The following is a 13641-nucleotide window of genomic DNA, read 5'->3' on the forward strand; positions in this document are numbered from 1 at the left end:
GGGCCGTGCCGAGGACGGAGGCCGCTGCCCGGCGTCGATTAGGCTGGTGATCGTGGATCGCATAGCGGGTTGGTGGGACGGCTTCGAACTGTGGGTGGCGGGACTTCCGTTCATCCCGCAGTTCCTGGTGGTGCTGGTGGGCATGGTGCCGATCAGCTTCGCCATCGCCTACGTGCTCGACCGCTCGTTGAAGGTGGTCCAGCATCGGGTCGCGCTGGCTCAGCATCGGGTCCGGGCGGGCCGCTATCGTTCGGCTCGGCTGGCGCAGGCGGCTCCGGTGGAACCGCTGGTCGAGACCCGCGAGCACGCGCAGAGCGGAGCCCGCTGATGCCACGCTCGCGGGTTCAGCTGGCCCTGGTCGCCCTGCTGGTGCTGGTGCTGGTGGCCTGGTTCTTCACTCGCTGACCGAGTCCGAACCCCGTCGCCATTCGGTGAACCGTTTGCCGAGATCGGCCACCGCGCCGCCGACCTCCTGGCCGACGGTGTTCACCGCGGCGCCCACATCGCGCCCCAGCGTGCGCACCGTCCGGATCAACGGATCCTCGGACTGATCGAAGGTGTCGCGATAGCTGCGAGCCGCCTCTTTGATCTCATCGCTGATCTTGGCGTCCTTATCGTGCGCCCGCCGCGGATAATCACCGCCGAGGATGCGCTCGTAGTCACCGCTCTGGATCCAGCGGCGCAGCTCGGCGGCCCGCAGCACCGAGAACGGGTGGCTCTGCAGCTCCAGGTTCAGCAGCTTGAGCACGCCGTCGCGCAGATCACCGGAACGCTCGTAGTCCTCGGCCTGGGCCAGGAACGCGCCGAGATTCATCTCACCGACCCGCGCACCGCCCGCCAGCTTCATATGCACGCGCACCGAGGCCTCCACATCCTGCCCGCACAGCAGGCCGGCCCGGTCGCCGGAGAGTTCGGATTTACGGCTCCATTCCATCAGCGCGGCGACAATGGCGCGCAGGGCCCAGCCGCCGATCGGCATCCAGCCCATGCCATCGGCCATCCGCAGCAGATGCATCAGCATCGTGCGGTAGACCGCGTGCCCGGACAACGCGTGGCCGAGCTCATGGCCGATGGTGAAGCGCATCTCCTCGTGGTCGAGCAGATCGACCAGCCCGGTGGTCAGCACGATGAACGGCTTGTCCATGCCGATGGTGAAAGCGTTCACCTCCGGGCTCTGCACGACGAACAGTTCGGGTGTGGTGGGCGCGTCGAGAATCTCGACGCAATCCTGCCGCAGCTGGTGCAGGGAACGGAATTGGCGTTCGTCCACGCGCACCGCGGTCGCCAGATACATCAGCCGGTACTGGCGTTCGCGTAGCAGCCCCGACAGGGTGCGCAGGACCAGGTCGAAGCCGCCGAGCGAGCGCAACGCCACCAGAGCGGTGCGATCGGCCGGATGTTCCCAGGCGCGCGTGCTGATTTCGGGCAGCCGGGTGCGCAGCCGGTCCGGGCTGGTGGTCATGGTGGTTCCCCCGTCGATCTGGGATTCGTCGATTCGAATCGGCTCGAGTGCTCTGCTACAGTCTGCCGGGTGTCGACGAGTGTTGTGCCGCAGGTCCGCCATGAATTGGCGTTGATCGCGGTGGGCTGCCTCGTTGTCGCGGATATTCACTGTCGGTGATCGGATCCGGGCAGTTCTGCGCGTCTCCTCCTAGACTGGTGCGCACCTTTTTCGCAGCGTTGCCCGAACCCAGCGGCCCTTCCGGCCGGTAAGTCGCGCCACTGCCGTCAGGGCAGGTCTGTTGTCGATCCCGATGTTCTCCGCCAGACACCCCGAGTTCATGGCGGCCCCGAGAAAGGTCCAACCCATGTCACGCACCAGCCGGCTCACCGCACGCCGACGCCGCGCCGCCATCGCTTTCACCGCGATCGCGGCGTTCGCGCTCAGTGCGTGCAGCGGCGGCGCCAGCGATTCGGTCGACGGCCAGGTCGCCGACGGCAGTGGCGGCACCATCAACCTGTACGCCTACGCGGTGCCCAAGCCCGGTTTCGACAAGGTGATCCCGGCGTTCAACGCGACCGAAGCGGGCAAGGGCGTGGCGGTCCAGCAGTCCTACGGTGCCTCCGGAGACCAGTCCCGCAAGGTCAAGGACGGCGCTCAGGCCGATGTGGTGAACTTCTCCGTGGAGCCCGACGTCACCAGGCTGGTGGACGCCGGACTGGTCGACGAGAGCTGGAATGCCGATGCCACCAAGGGCATTCCGTTCGGCTCGGTGGTCACCATCGTCGTCCGCGAGGGCAATCCGAAGGGCATCAAGACCTGGGACGATCTGCTGAAGCCCGGCGTCGAGGTGGTGACCCCGAATCCGTTCAGCTCCGGCTCGGCCAAGTGGAACCTGCTGGCGCCGTACGCGGCCAAGAGCGAGGGCGGTAAGAACCCGCAGGCCGGCCTGGACTATCTGTCGAAGCTGATCTCGCCCGAGCACATGCGGGTACAGCCCAAGTCCGGCCGCGACGCCACCGAGACGTTCCTGCAGGGCACCGGCGACGTGCTGCTGAGCTATGAGAACGAGGCGATCTTCATCGAACGCAACGGCGACCCGGTCGAGCACATCGTCCCGGCCGACACCTTCAAGATCGAGAACCCGGTCGCGGTGCTCAACAACAGCAAGAACAAGGAGAAGGCCACCGCCTTCCGCGACTTCCTGTTCACCACCGAGGGGCAGCGCGCCTGGGCCGAGGCCGGGTTCCGTCCGGTCGATCCCGGTGTCGCCGCCGAATTCGCCGCCGACTTCCCGCAACCGGAGAAGCTGTACACGATCGCCGACCTCGGTGGCTGGAAAACGGTCGACGCCGAACTGTTCGCGCAGGGTACCGGCAAGATCGCCATCATCTACGACAACGCCACCAAGTAGACGGGTGAGCCGGCACACACGCGATACTCGACACCGTGACAGACAGTAGTAACAGCGCCGGAACCGAACCCGCGCCCGGTTCCGGCGCCACCACAGAGCTGAGCAAACCCGCCGCCGCGGGCTCGCGGGGACCGAACTGGTCGTGGCTGCGGGTGACGGGCTCGGTGGGCCCGCTCGGCATCGCCACGGCGGTGCTGTGGCTCAGCATCATCGTGCTGCTGCCACTGGCCGCGCTCACCGTCAGCGCCTTCGACGAGGGCTGGTCCGGCTTCTGGGAGGCGGTCACCTCGCCGGTCGCGCTGGCCTCGCTGCGGGTCACCGTGTTCGTCTCGGTGATCGTCGCGCTGATCAACGTGGTGATGGGCACCCTGATCGCCTGGGTGCTGGTGCGCGACGATTTCCCGGGTAAGGGCATCGTCAACGCGCTGATCGATCTGCCGTTCGCGCTGCCGACCATCGTGGCCAGCATCGTGCTGCTGTCGCTGTACGGGCCGGAGAGCCCGATCAACATCCACCTCAACGCCACCCAGCCGGGTCTGGTGGTGGCGCTGGCGTTCGTCACGCTGCCGTTCGTGGTGCGCTCGGTGCAGCCGGTGCTGATCGAGGTGGACAAGGAAGTGGAGCAAGCCGCGCTGTCGCTGGGTGCGGACAACTGGACCACCTTCCGGCGGATCGTGCTGCCCACCCTGACGCCCGCGATCATCAGCGGTGGCGGCCTGGCCTTCGCCCGCGCTATCGGCGAATACGGCTCGGTGGTGCTGATCGGCGGCAATATCCCGCGCGAGACCCAGATGGCCTCGCAGTACATCCAGCAGCAGATCGAGATCGACCGGCCGGTCGCGGCCGCCGCGGTCTCGGTGGCGCTGCTTGCCATCGCTTTCGTCTCGCTGCTGGTGCTGCGGTTGTTCGCCGAGCGGACGGCCAGGAAGGAGCAGGAGGCGCGATGAAGCTCTCGACACCGGTGCGGCTCTCGCTGCGCGTCGTCGCGCTCGGGTACCTGTTCATCTTGCTCGTACTGCCGCTCGGGGTGATCCTCTACCGCACCTTCGGCGACGGGATCGGTCCGTTCCTCGATTCCATCAGCACGCCTGCCGCGATCTCGGCGTTCAACCTGTCGATGATCATCGTGGCGATCGTTGTCCCGGTGAACGTCGTCTTCGGCGTGATCACCGCGATCGCGCTGGTGCGCGGCCGGTTCCCCGGCCGCAGTCTGGTACAGGGCATCGTCGACCTGCCATTCGCGGTGTCGCCGGTGGTGGTCGGCGTCGCGCTGATCATGCTGTGGGGCGCGGGCGGCTGGTTCGGCGGCCTCGACTCGGCCGGCTTCCGGGTGATCTTCGGACTGCCCGGCATGATCATCGCGACGATCTTCGTGACGCTGCCGTTCGTGGTGCGCGAGGTCGAGCCGGTGCTGCACGAGATCGGCGACGATCAGGAGCAGGCCGCCGCGACCCTCGGCGCCTCCCGCTGGCAGACGTTCTGGCGGATCACGCTGCCCGCGATCCGCTGGGGCCTGACCTACGGCATCGTGCTCACCGTGGCGCGCTCGCTCGGCGAGTTCGGCGCGGTGATCATGGTGTCCTCTGGTTTCGCCGGCGTCTCCCAGACCCTGACGCTGCTGGTGCACGCCAGGTACATGGACGACCACAACACCTTCGGCGCCTACAGCGCCGCCACCCTGCTCATGGGCATTGCCCTGGTCACCCTGCTGCTGATGACCCTGCTCGAACGCAAGCGGGGCAACAAATGATCGGCACTGCCGCGCGCAGGGCACCGATGTCGACTGCCGGAGGCAACCAATGATCACCGTGACCAACGCGCGCAAGAATTACGGATCGTTCGCCGCGCTGGACGACGTCAGCATCGACATCCCCTCCGGGGAGCTCACCGCGCTGCTCGGCCCGTCCGGTTCCGGCAAGTCGACGCTGCTGCGCTCGATCGCCGGTCTGGAGACGCTGGATTCGGGCGTGGTGGTGATCTCCGATCGCGACGTCACCCGGGTGCCCCCGCAGAAGCGCGATATCGGCTTCGTTTTCCAGCACTACGCCGCGTTCAAGCACATGACCGTGCGCGACAACGTCGCGTTCGGGCTCAAGATCCGTAAGCGGCCGAAGGCCGAGATCGCCAAGCGGGTCGACGAGTTGCTCGGCATCGTCGGGCTGGACGGTTTCCAGCACCGGTATCCGGCGCAGCTGTCGGGCGGTCAGCGTCAGCGCATGGCGCTGGCGCGGGCACTGGCCGTCGACCCGCAGGTGCTGCTGCTGGACGAACCGTTCGGTGCGCTCGACGCCAAGGTGCGCGCCGATCTGCGCACCTGGCTGCGCCGGCTGCACGACGAGGTACACGTGACCACCGTGCTCGTCACCCACGATCAGGAAGAGGCCCTGGACGTGGCCGACCGGATCGCGGTGATGAACGCCGGGCGCATCGAACAGGTCGGTACCCCCGAAGACGTCTACGACCGGCCCGCCAACGAATTCGTCATGTCCTTCCTCGGCGCGGTGGCCCGGCTCAACGGTCATCTGGTGCGCCCGCACGACATTCGCGTGGGCCGCGATCCCAGCATGGCGCTGGCCGAGCACGAGGGCACCGCGGAATCGGCCGGGGTCACCCGCGCCACCGTCGAGCGGGTGGTGCACCTCGGTTTCGAGGTGCGGGTGGAGATGCGCAACGCCGCCACCGGCGATCTGTTCGCGGCGCAGGTGACCCGCGGCGACGCCGAGGCGCTGCGACTGTCCGAGGGCGAGACCGTCTACGCGCGGGCCACCCGGATCCCGGAATTGCCCACCAGCTGAGCGCATCTCGGCCTCCGATGCGGTGGCGGCAGTGTCCGCTCGGCAAACCGGATCAGGTCATCCGGCGTGTCCGGTCCGCTTCCGTGCGCGCGCTGGCGTGCCCGCGCGGTGTCAGCGACGGCGCTGGTGAGAGCGCCGGCGGTGCGCGGATCGGCCGGTGCGGGGGAGAGGCGATAGAGGACAACCTGGTGTCCGGTGGTTGGCAGGCCGATCGCGGAATGATTGCCTGATGGGCGTTCGAAGCATGTCCGCTCGGCGATCAGGTGGATTTCGATGGCGTTTGGTCTCGGATTGAGCATCGGCACGGTGAACACGGTTTCGGCAGTAGCACAGCAGGATTCGGTGAAGGCGCCGCCCGGCCGCCGTCGCCGGGCCGCCCGGCCACCGGCCCGCACCCACCGCACCACCCTCGCCTTCGACAGCACGGGCACGGCCCGGCTCGGCATCATTCCCCGGCACGGCCGCGTGGTCACCGAATTCGCGGATCTGACCCAGCGCGGCGCGAGCGCGGCCCGGATCGGCAATCGCACCTTGACCCCCGCCGATCTGGTGGCGGTCGTCGCCGACTGCCTGATCGCGGACGCCCGCGACGACCTGCACGACGACCCCGCGGGTATCACGCTGACCCACCCGGTGGGGTACAGCGACCAACAGGTGGGCGAGCTACGCGCCGCGCTCGACGCCGCAGGCCTGCAACGGGTGACGCTGGTGGCCGAACCGGTCGCCGCCGCCGCATGGCTGGAGGCCGAACACGGTCCGCTCATGCCCGGACTGGCCCTGGTCTACGACCTGGGTGGCGCGAGCCTGGATGTGACGCTGGTGCGGGTCGGGGCCGGATGCCCGGACAACCCGGTGATGGGCACGCTGCGGTCCCGGGATTTCGGTGGGCGCGCGTTCGGGGCCTTGATGACCGCGCGAGCGGTCCATGGCCGGTCGGGTGGGGAACCGGGCGGTTCGCCGGCGCCGGATCTGGCGGGCGAGCTGCGCGGCGAGCATGTCCGCGAGTCGCTGGAGTTGGTCTACCGGTGCCTTCGGCTGGCCGATGTGACGATGGCCGACGTCGACCGGGTGCTGGTGGTCGGCGGCGCGGCCCGCCCGGCCGAGGTGGCGCGGGTGCTGGGGGAGGAGCTGGCCCGCCCGATCGTCATCGCCGCGGATCCGGAGCGCACCATCGCCACCGGTGCCGCGCTCATGGCCAGGCGGGCGGCCGCGTCGGCGGCGCCGGCCGAGCCGGTTTCCGCCGCTCGACCGTGGGTTTTCTCCCGGCGCGGTGCCCGCAGGAGTGCGCGCGTCGCGGCCGCGGCCGCGGTATCCGCCGGGGCCATCGGGCTGACCTTGGCCGTCCCGGGTGACGCGGTGTTCGCGGCGTTGTCGCAGCTCGGCGTGGGCTAGGGCGGTAAGCGGGACCTCTGGGGGCCGGCCGGGTCCGAAGAATGCGTCACCGGACCCGACCCGCCGCCCGGACCAGCCCATGTTGACGTGACTCTCGGTTGATGTAACTATTGGGAACAGTAATAGGTATTCCCGACCGAGAGGCAGTGACGACGATGTCCGCAGCCACCACGACACCCGACACCGACCCGGTGGTCGCGCAGGCCCAGGAGTACGCCCAGAAGCTGCTGCTGCTGTCGGAGGGCTCGGTGAACCGGCACTTCGATCCCTTCGAAGACATCGACTGGGAGAACCCGGACTTCGATGCGGATACCAAGCCCGAGCGCTGGATCCTGCCCCAGTCCGCCGATCCGCTCGGCCGCCATCGGTGGTACCTGGCGCTCTCGGATGAGCAGAAGATCGCGGTCGGCAAGTACCGCCAGTCGAACGTGGCCAAGGTCGGCCTCCAGTTCGAGGCCATCCTCATCAGCGGCATGATGCAGCACGTCTTCGGCCTGCCCAACGGTTCGCCGGAGTTCCGCTACTGCTCCCACGAGATGATCGAGGAGCACAACCACACCCTGATGTTCCAGGAGATGGTCAACCGCATCGGCATCGACGTGCCCGGCATGGGCCCGCTGGTTCGCCAGCTGCGCCACCTGGCCGTCCCGGTCGCCGTGCTGGCCCCGAACCTGTTCTTCATGGCCGTGCTCGCCGGCGAGGAGCCGATCGACCACATCCAGAAGGACATCCTGCGCTCCGGCGAGGACGTGCACCCCATCATGCGTGGTGTCATGGCCATCCACGTCGCCGAGGAAGCGCGCCACATCTCCTTCGCGCACGAATTCCTCAAGCAGCACGTGCCCGAGGGCAACGCGGCCAACCGCTTCGTTCTCTCGATCGCGATGCCGATCATCATGTGGATCCTCGGCCGCGCCATCGCGACCCCGCCGCGCAGCTTCTTCGACGAGTTCGACATCCCGGAATCGGTGCGCAAGGAGCTGTTCTACGGTTCCAAGGAGGCCAAGCAGGTCTTCAGCGACTACTTCGCCGACGTCCGTTCGCTGGCCAAGGAGATCGGCCTGATGAACCCGATCTCCAAGCGTGTGTGGAAGCTGCTCGGTATCGACGGTCACTCGACCCGTTACCGTTCCGAGCCGCTGCGCGTGGTCGGCAAGGCGGCCTGAGGTACCCATGCCCTACGTTGTCACGCAGTCCTGCTGTAGCGACGCGTCCTGCGTCTACGCCTGCCCGGTCAACTGCATCCACCCCACGCCCGACGAGCCCGATTTCCTGAGCGCGGAAATGCTCTACGTCGACCCGCAGGCGTGCGTGGACTGCGGTGCCTGCGCCTCGGCCTGCCCGGTGGACGCGATCACCTCGTCGAAGAAACTGACCGAAGAGCAGAAGCCCTTCATCGAGATCAACGCGCAGTTCTATCGGCAGTCGCGGCCGCGGCCCATCCTGGCCAAGCCGGTGCCGGCTCCCGAGATCCGCACCGAACGCGAACCGCTGCGGGTCGCCATCGTCGGCTCCGGCCCCTCGGCCATGTACGCCGCCGACGAGCTGCTCACCCAGCCCGACGTCACGGTGACGATGTTCGACCGGCTGCCGGTGCCCTACGGTCTGGCCCGCCACGGCGTCGCCCCCGACCACGGCAAGACCCGCCAGGTCAGCAAGCTCTTCGACGTCATGTCCGCCCAGCCCGGCTTCGGTTCGTACCTGAATGTCGAGGTGGGCAAGCACATCTCGCACGAGGAGCTGCTGGCCTACCACCATGCGGTGATCTACGCCGTCGGTGCCTCCTCGGACCGTAAGCTCGGCATTCCGGGCGAGGGCCTGGCCGGCAATGTGTCGGCCACCGATTTCGTCGCCTGGTACAACGGCCATCCCGATCACGTCAACCGCGGCTTCGATCTGTCCAGCACGCGTGCGGTGATCGTCGGCAACGGCAATGTGGCGCTGGACGTGGCGCGCATCCTCACCATCGACCCGGAATCGCTGGTCGGCACCGACATCTCGGATATCGCGCTGGACGCCTTGCGCGACAGCCGGATCGAAGAGGTCGTCATCCTCGGCCGGCGTGGTCCGGCGGAGTCGGCGTTCACGGTGCCGGAGTTCGTCGGCCTGCTCGGATCCGATGTCGACATCGTCATCGAGGGCGAGCTGCCGGAGATCACCGGCGATCTGCCGTACCAGGTCGAGCAGAAGCTGCGCCTGCTGCATTCGGTGCGCAACCGACCGGTCGGGCAGCGACGCCGGATCGTCTTCCGCTACCTGTCCTCGCCGACCGAGATCCTCGGCCCGGACCAGGTCAGCGGTATCGAGGTGGTCCGCAATGAGCTGGTCACCGACGCCGAGGGCAACGTCCGCGCGGTGGCCACCGAGCAGACCGAGCGGCTCGATGCCGGGCTGGTGCTCACCTCGGTGGGTTACCGGGGCGTGCCGCTGCCTGGTCTGCCGTTCGACGAGCGGGCGGGTGTGATCCCGAACCTGGACGGCCGGGTGCTCGATCAGCCGGGTGGTTCGGTGCTGCCGGGCACCTACGTCACCGGCTGGATCAAGCGTGGACCCACCGGATTCATCGGCACCAACAAGTCCTGCGCCCAGCAGACGGTGCAGCAGCTGGCCGACGACTTCAACGCCGGGCGGCTGCGCGCGCCGTCGGGCGGTGCGGACGGATTCGACCGCCTGGTTCGCAGCAGGCAGCCCGATCTCCGGCCCGGGGGCGCGGTTTTGCGCCCGGCCGGACCGGTGCGGCGCCTGCTCAACCGGATCTGACGCGATCCGAACCGATACCGACGAGCGTGCCGGAGCCGTGTGCTCCGGCGCGCTCGTTGTCGATCTCGGGAGTGCCGGAACACGCGGCCCGTGGTGCGGTGCCGTACCTTTCACGTTCCTGAGGTCCGAGGCCCGCATCGCACGCATCGGCCGATGAGGGGCCGGTGCGTGCGATGCGGTCGCTGATCACCGCGCCGTGAATCCGCCGTCGATGGTGAGGGCGGCGCCGGTGACGAAGCTCGATTCCGGGCTCAGCAGGTACGCGCACAGCGACGCGATCTCCTCCGGCCGGCTGATCCGGCCCAGCGGATGCAGCGCCGCGATCGCCGCCTCCCCTTCCGGGGTGGCGCCCATCGAGTTGCGGAAAGCCGGGGTATCCACGGCCCCGGAAACCAGCGCGTTCACCCGTACACCCTGATCGGCCGCCTCCAGCGCGACCGCGCGGGACAATCCGACGACGCCGTGCTTGGCGGCGACGTACGGCGCCACCGACGCCATCCCCACCACGCCCAGGTTGGACGCGTTGTTCAGGATCGCGCCGCCGCCCGAGGCCGCCATGGCCGGAACTTGATGGCGCAGACCGTAGAAGACGCTGGTCAGGTTGAGTTCGAGCTCATCGCGCCAGGCCGCGCCATCGATGTCGGCGACCGGCCCGTACGCGGTGACGGCTCCGACATTGTTGAATGCGGCGTCGAGCCGGCCGAACTCGTCGGCGGCCGCCCGCGTCAGCGCGGCGACTTCCTCCTCATTCCGGACATCGGTGGGTACGAAGACCGCGCGCCCACCGTCGGTGCGGATCTGCTCGGCCACCCGCATGCCCGCTTCTTTTCCGCGCGCTCCGAGGACCACCGCGGCACCCTCCGCGGCCACCCGCCGGGCCACTGCCTCGCCCACGCCCGAGGTCGCTCCGGTGATCAGGACGACCCGGTCGGCGAATCGTTGTGCCATGGAATTCGGTTTCCCTTCTGGTACTTGCCTTTTGATGTGCGCTACGACGTCGTGATGACCAGTCAACCCGCTGCCCGCGGCCTCTGCTGGCGGGAATCGGCCGTTGCGTTGACGCGTCACCCAACACGGCGGAAGCGACCGCTCGGTCGAATTTCGATGCCCGGGCAACGCGGTGGTTACCGACTGGTAGGTGTGTACCGAACGACCGACCCGTGCACCCGGTCCCCTTGTGCGCGTTCAGGTGTCGAGATCGCCGAATGATTGCGGAATGCGACACGAGATCTCCGAATCGCATCGATCCAGGGGTCTGAACTCCTCGAGCGCGATGCTGTGACCAGCAATGTTGTCGAAAGGTCGCGATCGGTTGAATCTTTCATATCAAACAGGCATCCGAATGGAGTCGAAACAGCTAACCTGTGGGAGCTGTTTGGAAGACGACCGCGGCCCATGGTTCTTCACATGAGGGACGTGGTCTCGGTGCGTTGACGGGATAGCGAATGACTACAGGGCTGGGCTTCAGCATCGGCACAGTGAACTCCGTATCGGCGGTGGCGACCGCCGAGCAACCACGACCATCGGCGCGTACCAGGCGCACCACCGCCGCCTTCGACGGCACCGGTGTCCGGCTCGGCGCGATCCCCGAATTCGCCGGAGCGGTCACCGATTTCGCCGACCTGGCCCGCGACCCAGACTCGGTGACCATCGGCGGCCGGATCTGGTCGCCGGCGAACATGATCGCGGCCGTGGTGCACAGCCTGCTCGCCGCCGCGGAGCCCTCGGCCGGTGTGGTCGCCACCTATCCGGCGGCGTATTCGAACAAGCAGGTCGCCCTGCTGCGGCAGGCGCTGGAGCTGTCCGGCATCGGCCACGTCGAGCTGGTGCCCGAACCGGTGGCTGCCGCCGAATGGCTCGAACGCGAACACGGCCCGCTGCCATCGGAATTCGTACTGGTCTACGACCTCGGCGGCAACAGCCTCGATATCACCGTCGTGCGCGTGGGCCCCGACTGGCCGGATCATCCGATGGTCGGGAAACCGGTGCGCTGCTATGACTTCGGCGGCCGCCCGCTCGGCGCGATGATCGCCCGCTACGCCGGAAGTAGAACCAAGGCGGCGGGCACGGTCGCGATGACCTCCATCGTCGACACCGACGGCCTGCGGGTCGAGCAGATCCGTGATTCGCTGGAAGTGGTACGGGCCGCGGTGAGCGCCGCGGGAATCGGCATGTCCGACATCGGTCGCATCCTGGTCGTCGGCGGTGCGGCGCGGCCACCGGAAGTGGCGCGCACGCTCGCCGAACTCGGCAAGCCGGTGATCATGTCGGCCGACCCTGGGCAGACCGTGGCGGCGGGCGCCGCCTATCTCGCCGCACGCACCGCGACGCCGGCAGCGCCGGGCGCGAGCTTCCATCCGCCGGTGTTCTCCGGCGCCGCAATCGTTTCGGCGATCGCCATGTCGGCGGCCACCATGTTCGGCAGCGGCACCGTCGACACTCAGCTCTCCCCGGTGCTCGACCGGTTCCCCCGCCTGGACATCCCGCGCGACGCACTGCTCGTGGAACTCGACGGCAGCGCCCTCACCGACCACGGCCTCGCCCGGCATCTGCATGCCGTCGGCTACGCGGCGTCCGGCCTCGCCAGGGCCGTCTCGGGTTCGCCCGCCCGGTCGACCGGCTACGCCGCGATGGTCTCGCCCTCGGCGTACTCCCGTCCGCACGGCCCGACCAGGGCCGAGAGCCACGGTGGCAGCCGCGGCGATACCCACTCCGACACCCGAGAATGGCGTCATCGGACCGACGAGTCGCCCGGCACCTACGCCGACCCCGCACGGTTCCGCAATCCACTGCCGTTCGCCCAGCCCGACCGCACGGTGCGGCCGCCGAGCGATCCGGCCGACGGCACCCCAACGATTCCGGGAGTTCCCGGCGTCGGCGACGGGTCGAGTCCTGTTCCCGGAACGCCTGGTACGACACCCGGCGGGGTCACCGATCCCGGCGCTACAGCGCCGGGAACGCCCGCGGGCACCACACCAGGTGCGCCGGACGATTCGACGGTGCCCGGCGGAACCGCGCCCGGCGGTTCGACCGGTACTCCGGCGAGTGATCCCGTGCCCGGCGGGGCGGGTGTTCCGGGTGGCTCGGCCGGCACCGGGAGCGGAGTGGGCGATGCTTCCGGCGGCATCGGATCGGGCGGCGGTGCGTCCACCGATGGCGGTTCGGGCACGTCAAATGGTGCGGCCGACGGTGATTCGGCCGCGGGCGGCGCGGCGTCGGGTGGTTCGACCGGCGCAGCGTCGGGTGCGGGCGCCGGTGGCTCGACGTCCGGGGGATCGGGTTCGGACGATTCGAGCTCCGGCGGTTCCGGCTCCGGCGGTTCGACCTCGGGTGGTTCTGCTTCCGGCGGGTCCGCGTCGGGTGGTTCGGCCACCGGCGGATCTGCCTCCGGGGGTGCGGCTTCCGGTGGCGCAGCGGGTGGATCGGGCTCGGGCGGCGGTGCCTCGGGAGGCGGCTCGACCGGCGGAAGTTCGACTGGCGGTAGCTCTTCCGGCAGCGGTTCTGGCCGGTCGAGCAGCGGCGGCGCGCGCGGTGGCTCGAGTGATTCGGACGGCGGCAGCTCGTCGGGTGGATCGCGCAGCGGAGGGTCGCGGAGCTCGGGCGGCGATTCGGACGGCAGCAGCTCATCGGGCGGTTCGCGCGGCGGTGGGTCCAAGGGCGGCTCCGGCGGTTCACGCGGCGGCTCGGGTGGTTCGGGTGGCTCCGGTGGTTCCGGTGGGTCGGGTGGTTCCGGCGGCTCGGGCGGTGGTTCGGGCGGCCGCTGAGTCCTGAACACCCGCAGCAGGCGCCGACGGTGCCGCACCGGTTCCCGGTAGCGCACCGTCGGCCGCTGGCTCCGG

At 68.9% G+C, this 13641-nt stretch carries 13 protein-coding genes; 10 read left to right on the forward strand and 3 right to left on the reverse strand.

Translation table 11 applies throughout. The features are described from left to right. Positions 1-52: 52 nt before the first annotated feature. On the forward strand, positions 53-328 hold the full coding sequence (locus AC4HOU_RS26345) for a hypothetical protein (protein WP_194989912.1): 276 nt from the start codon (positions 53-55) through the stop codon (positions 326-328). A 66-nt stretch (positions 329-394) separates the two neighbouring features. Here AC4HOU_RS26345 and AC4HOU_RS26350 read toward each other — a convergent pair whose 3' ends face one another. Continuing rightward, positions 395-1462 carry a M48 family metallopeptidase gene (locus tag AC4HOU_RS26350; protein ID WP_194989913.1) on the reverse strand — a complete coding sequence of 356 codons (1068 nt, stop codon included), beginning with the start codon at positions 1460-1462 and terminating at the stop codon, positions 395-397. On the opposite strand from AC4HOU_RS26350, the gene AC4HOU_RS26355 reads away from it, so the two are divergent. The 5 genes from AC4HOU_RS26355 to AC4HOU_RS26375 all read left to right on the forward strand — a co-directional run bounded on the left by AC4HOU_RS26355 (position 1397) and on the right by AC4HOU_RS26375 (position 5650). Beyond that, on the forward strand, positions 1397-1621 hold the full coding sequence (locus AC4HOU_RS26355) for an Ms4533A family Cys-rich leader peptide (protein ID WP_375139397.1): 225 nt from the start codon (positions 1397-1399) through the stop codon (positions 1619-1621). The two genes, AC4HOU_RS26350 and AC4HOU_RS26355, sit on opposite strands and share 66 nt — an antisense overlap. 187 nt (positions 1622-1808) lie before the next feature. Then, entirely contained in the window at positions 1809-2855 is a 1047-nt protein-coding gene (locus tag AC4HOU_RS26360) for a sulfate ABC transporter substrate-binding protein (RefSeq protein WP_163814091.1), read from the forward strand. A 98-nt stretch (positions 2856-2953) separates the two neighbouring features. Beyond that, complete coding sequence (gene cysT / locus AC4HOU_RS26365) at positions 2954-3802, forward strand: sulfate ABC transporter permease subunit CysT (RefSeq protein WP_178127973.1); 849 nt, start codon at positions 2954-2956, stop codon at positions 3800-3802. Further along, positions 3799-4605, forward strand: coding sequence for a sulfate ABC transporter permease subunit CysW (gene cysW, locus AC4HOU_RS26370; protein WP_194989914.1), 807 nt, complete (start codon positions 3799-3801; stop codon positions 4603-4605). The genes cysT and cysW overlap by 4 nt, the downstream gene beginning before the upstream one ends. A 49-nt stretch (positions 4606-4654) precedes the next feature. After that, positions 4655-5650 carry a sulfate/molybdate ABC transporter ATP-binding protein gene (locus AC4HOU_RS26375; protein WP_036534722.1) on the forward strand — a complete coding sequence of 332 codons (996 nt, stop codon included), beginning with the start codon at positions 4655-4657 and terminating at the stop codon, positions 5648-5650. Here the strand turns inward: AC4HOU_RS26375 and AC4HOU_RS26380 are convergent. Further along, on the reverse strand, positions 5608-5964 hold the full coding sequence (locus tag AC4HOU_RS26380) for a hypothetical protein (RefSeq protein WP_194989916.1): 357 nt from the start codon (positions 5962-5964) through the stop codon (positions 5608-5610). The two genes, AC4HOU_RS26375 and AC4HOU_RS26380, sit on opposite strands and share 43 nt — an antisense overlap. Between AC4HOU_RS26380 and AC4HOU_RS26385 the strand changes: the two genes are divergently transcribed. From AC4HOU_RS26385 to AC4HOU_RS26395, 3 genes are all read left to right on the forward strand, one after another. Then, complete coding sequence (locus tag AC4HOU_RS26385) at positions 5957-7042, forward strand: Hsp70 family protein (protein WP_280498745.1); 1086 nt, start codon at positions 5957-5959, stop codon at positions 7040-7042. The two genes, AC4HOU_RS26380 and AC4HOU_RS26385, sit on opposite strands and share 8 nt — an antisense overlap. A gap of 155 nt (positions 7043-7197) precedes the next feature. Next, positions 7198-8208: an AurF N-oxygenase family protein gene (locus AC4HOU_RS26390; RefSeq protein ID WP_490725503.1), complete on the forward strand. Its 1011-nt coding sequence runs from the start codon at positions 7198-7200 to the stop codon at positions 8206-8208. A 7-nt stretch (positions 8209-8215) separates the two neighbouring features. Continuing rightward, positions 8216-9802, forward strand: a complete 1587-nt coding sequence (locus tag AC4HOU_RS26395) for an FAD-dependent oxidoreductase (RefSeq protein WP_195007239.1) — start codon at positions 8216-8218, stop codon at positions 9800-9802. A gap of 186 nt (positions 9803-9988) precedes the next feature. On the opposite strand, the gene AC4HOU_RS26400 is transcribed toward AC4HOU_RS26395, so the two are convergent. Further along, complete coding sequence (locus AC4HOU_RS26400) at positions 9989-10750, reverse strand: SDR family NAD(P)-dependent oxidoreductase (protein ID WP_194992594.1); 762 nt, start codon at positions 10748-10750, stop codon at positions 9989-9991. 497 nt (positions 10751-11247) lie between these two features. Here AC4HOU_RS26400 and AC4HOU_RS26405 point away from each other — a divergent pair, with 497 nt between their 5' ends. Continuing rightward, positions 11248-13566, forward strand: coding sequence for an Hsp70 family protein (locus AC4HOU_RS26405; RefSeq protein ID WP_490725504.1), 2319 nt, complete (start codon positions 11248-11250; stop codon positions 13564-13566). The last annotated feature ends 75 nt before the right edge of the window (positions 13567-13641 follow it).

It is taken from the genome of Nocardia sp. JCM 38205, from assembly GCF_058222935.1.

Coding starts and splice junctions, on each gene's coding strand:
- AC4HOU_RS26395 (WP_195007239.1), top strand. CDS start 8,216: ATGCCCTACGTTGTCACGCAGTCCTGCTGTAGCGACGCGTCCTGCGTC.
- AC4HOU_RS26405 (WP_490725504.1), top strand. CDS start 11,248: ATGACTACAGGGCTGGGCTTCAGCATCGGCACAGTGAACTCCGTATCG.
- AC4HOU_RS26355 (WP_375139397.1), top strand. CDS start 1,397: ATGTTCCCAGGCGCGCGTGCTGATTTCGGGCAGCCGGGTGCGCAGCCG.
- cysW (WP_194989914.1), top strand. CDS start 3,799: ATGAAGCTCTCGACACCGGTGCGGCTCTCGCTGCGCGTCGTCGCGCTC.
- AC4HOU_RS26375 (WP_036534722.1), top strand. CDS start 4,655: ATGATCACCGTGACCAACGCGCGCAAGAATTACGGATCGTTCGCCGCG.
- AC4HOU_RS26350 (WP_194989913.1), bottom strand. CDS start 1,462: ATGACCACCAGCCCGGACCGGCTGCGCACCCGGCTGCCCGAAATCAGC.
- AC4HOU_RS26360 (WP_163814091.1), top strand. CDS start 1,809: ATGTCACGCACCAGCCGGCTCACCGCACGCCGACGCCGCGCCGCCATC.
- AC4HOU_RS26400 (WP_194992594.1), bottom strand. CDS start 10,750: ATGGCACAACGATTCGCCGACCGGGTCGTCCTGATCACCGGAGCGACC.
- AC4HOU_RS26390 (WP_490725503.1), top strand. CDS start 7,198: ATGTCCGCAGCCACCACGACACCCGACACCGACCCGGTGGTCGCGCAG.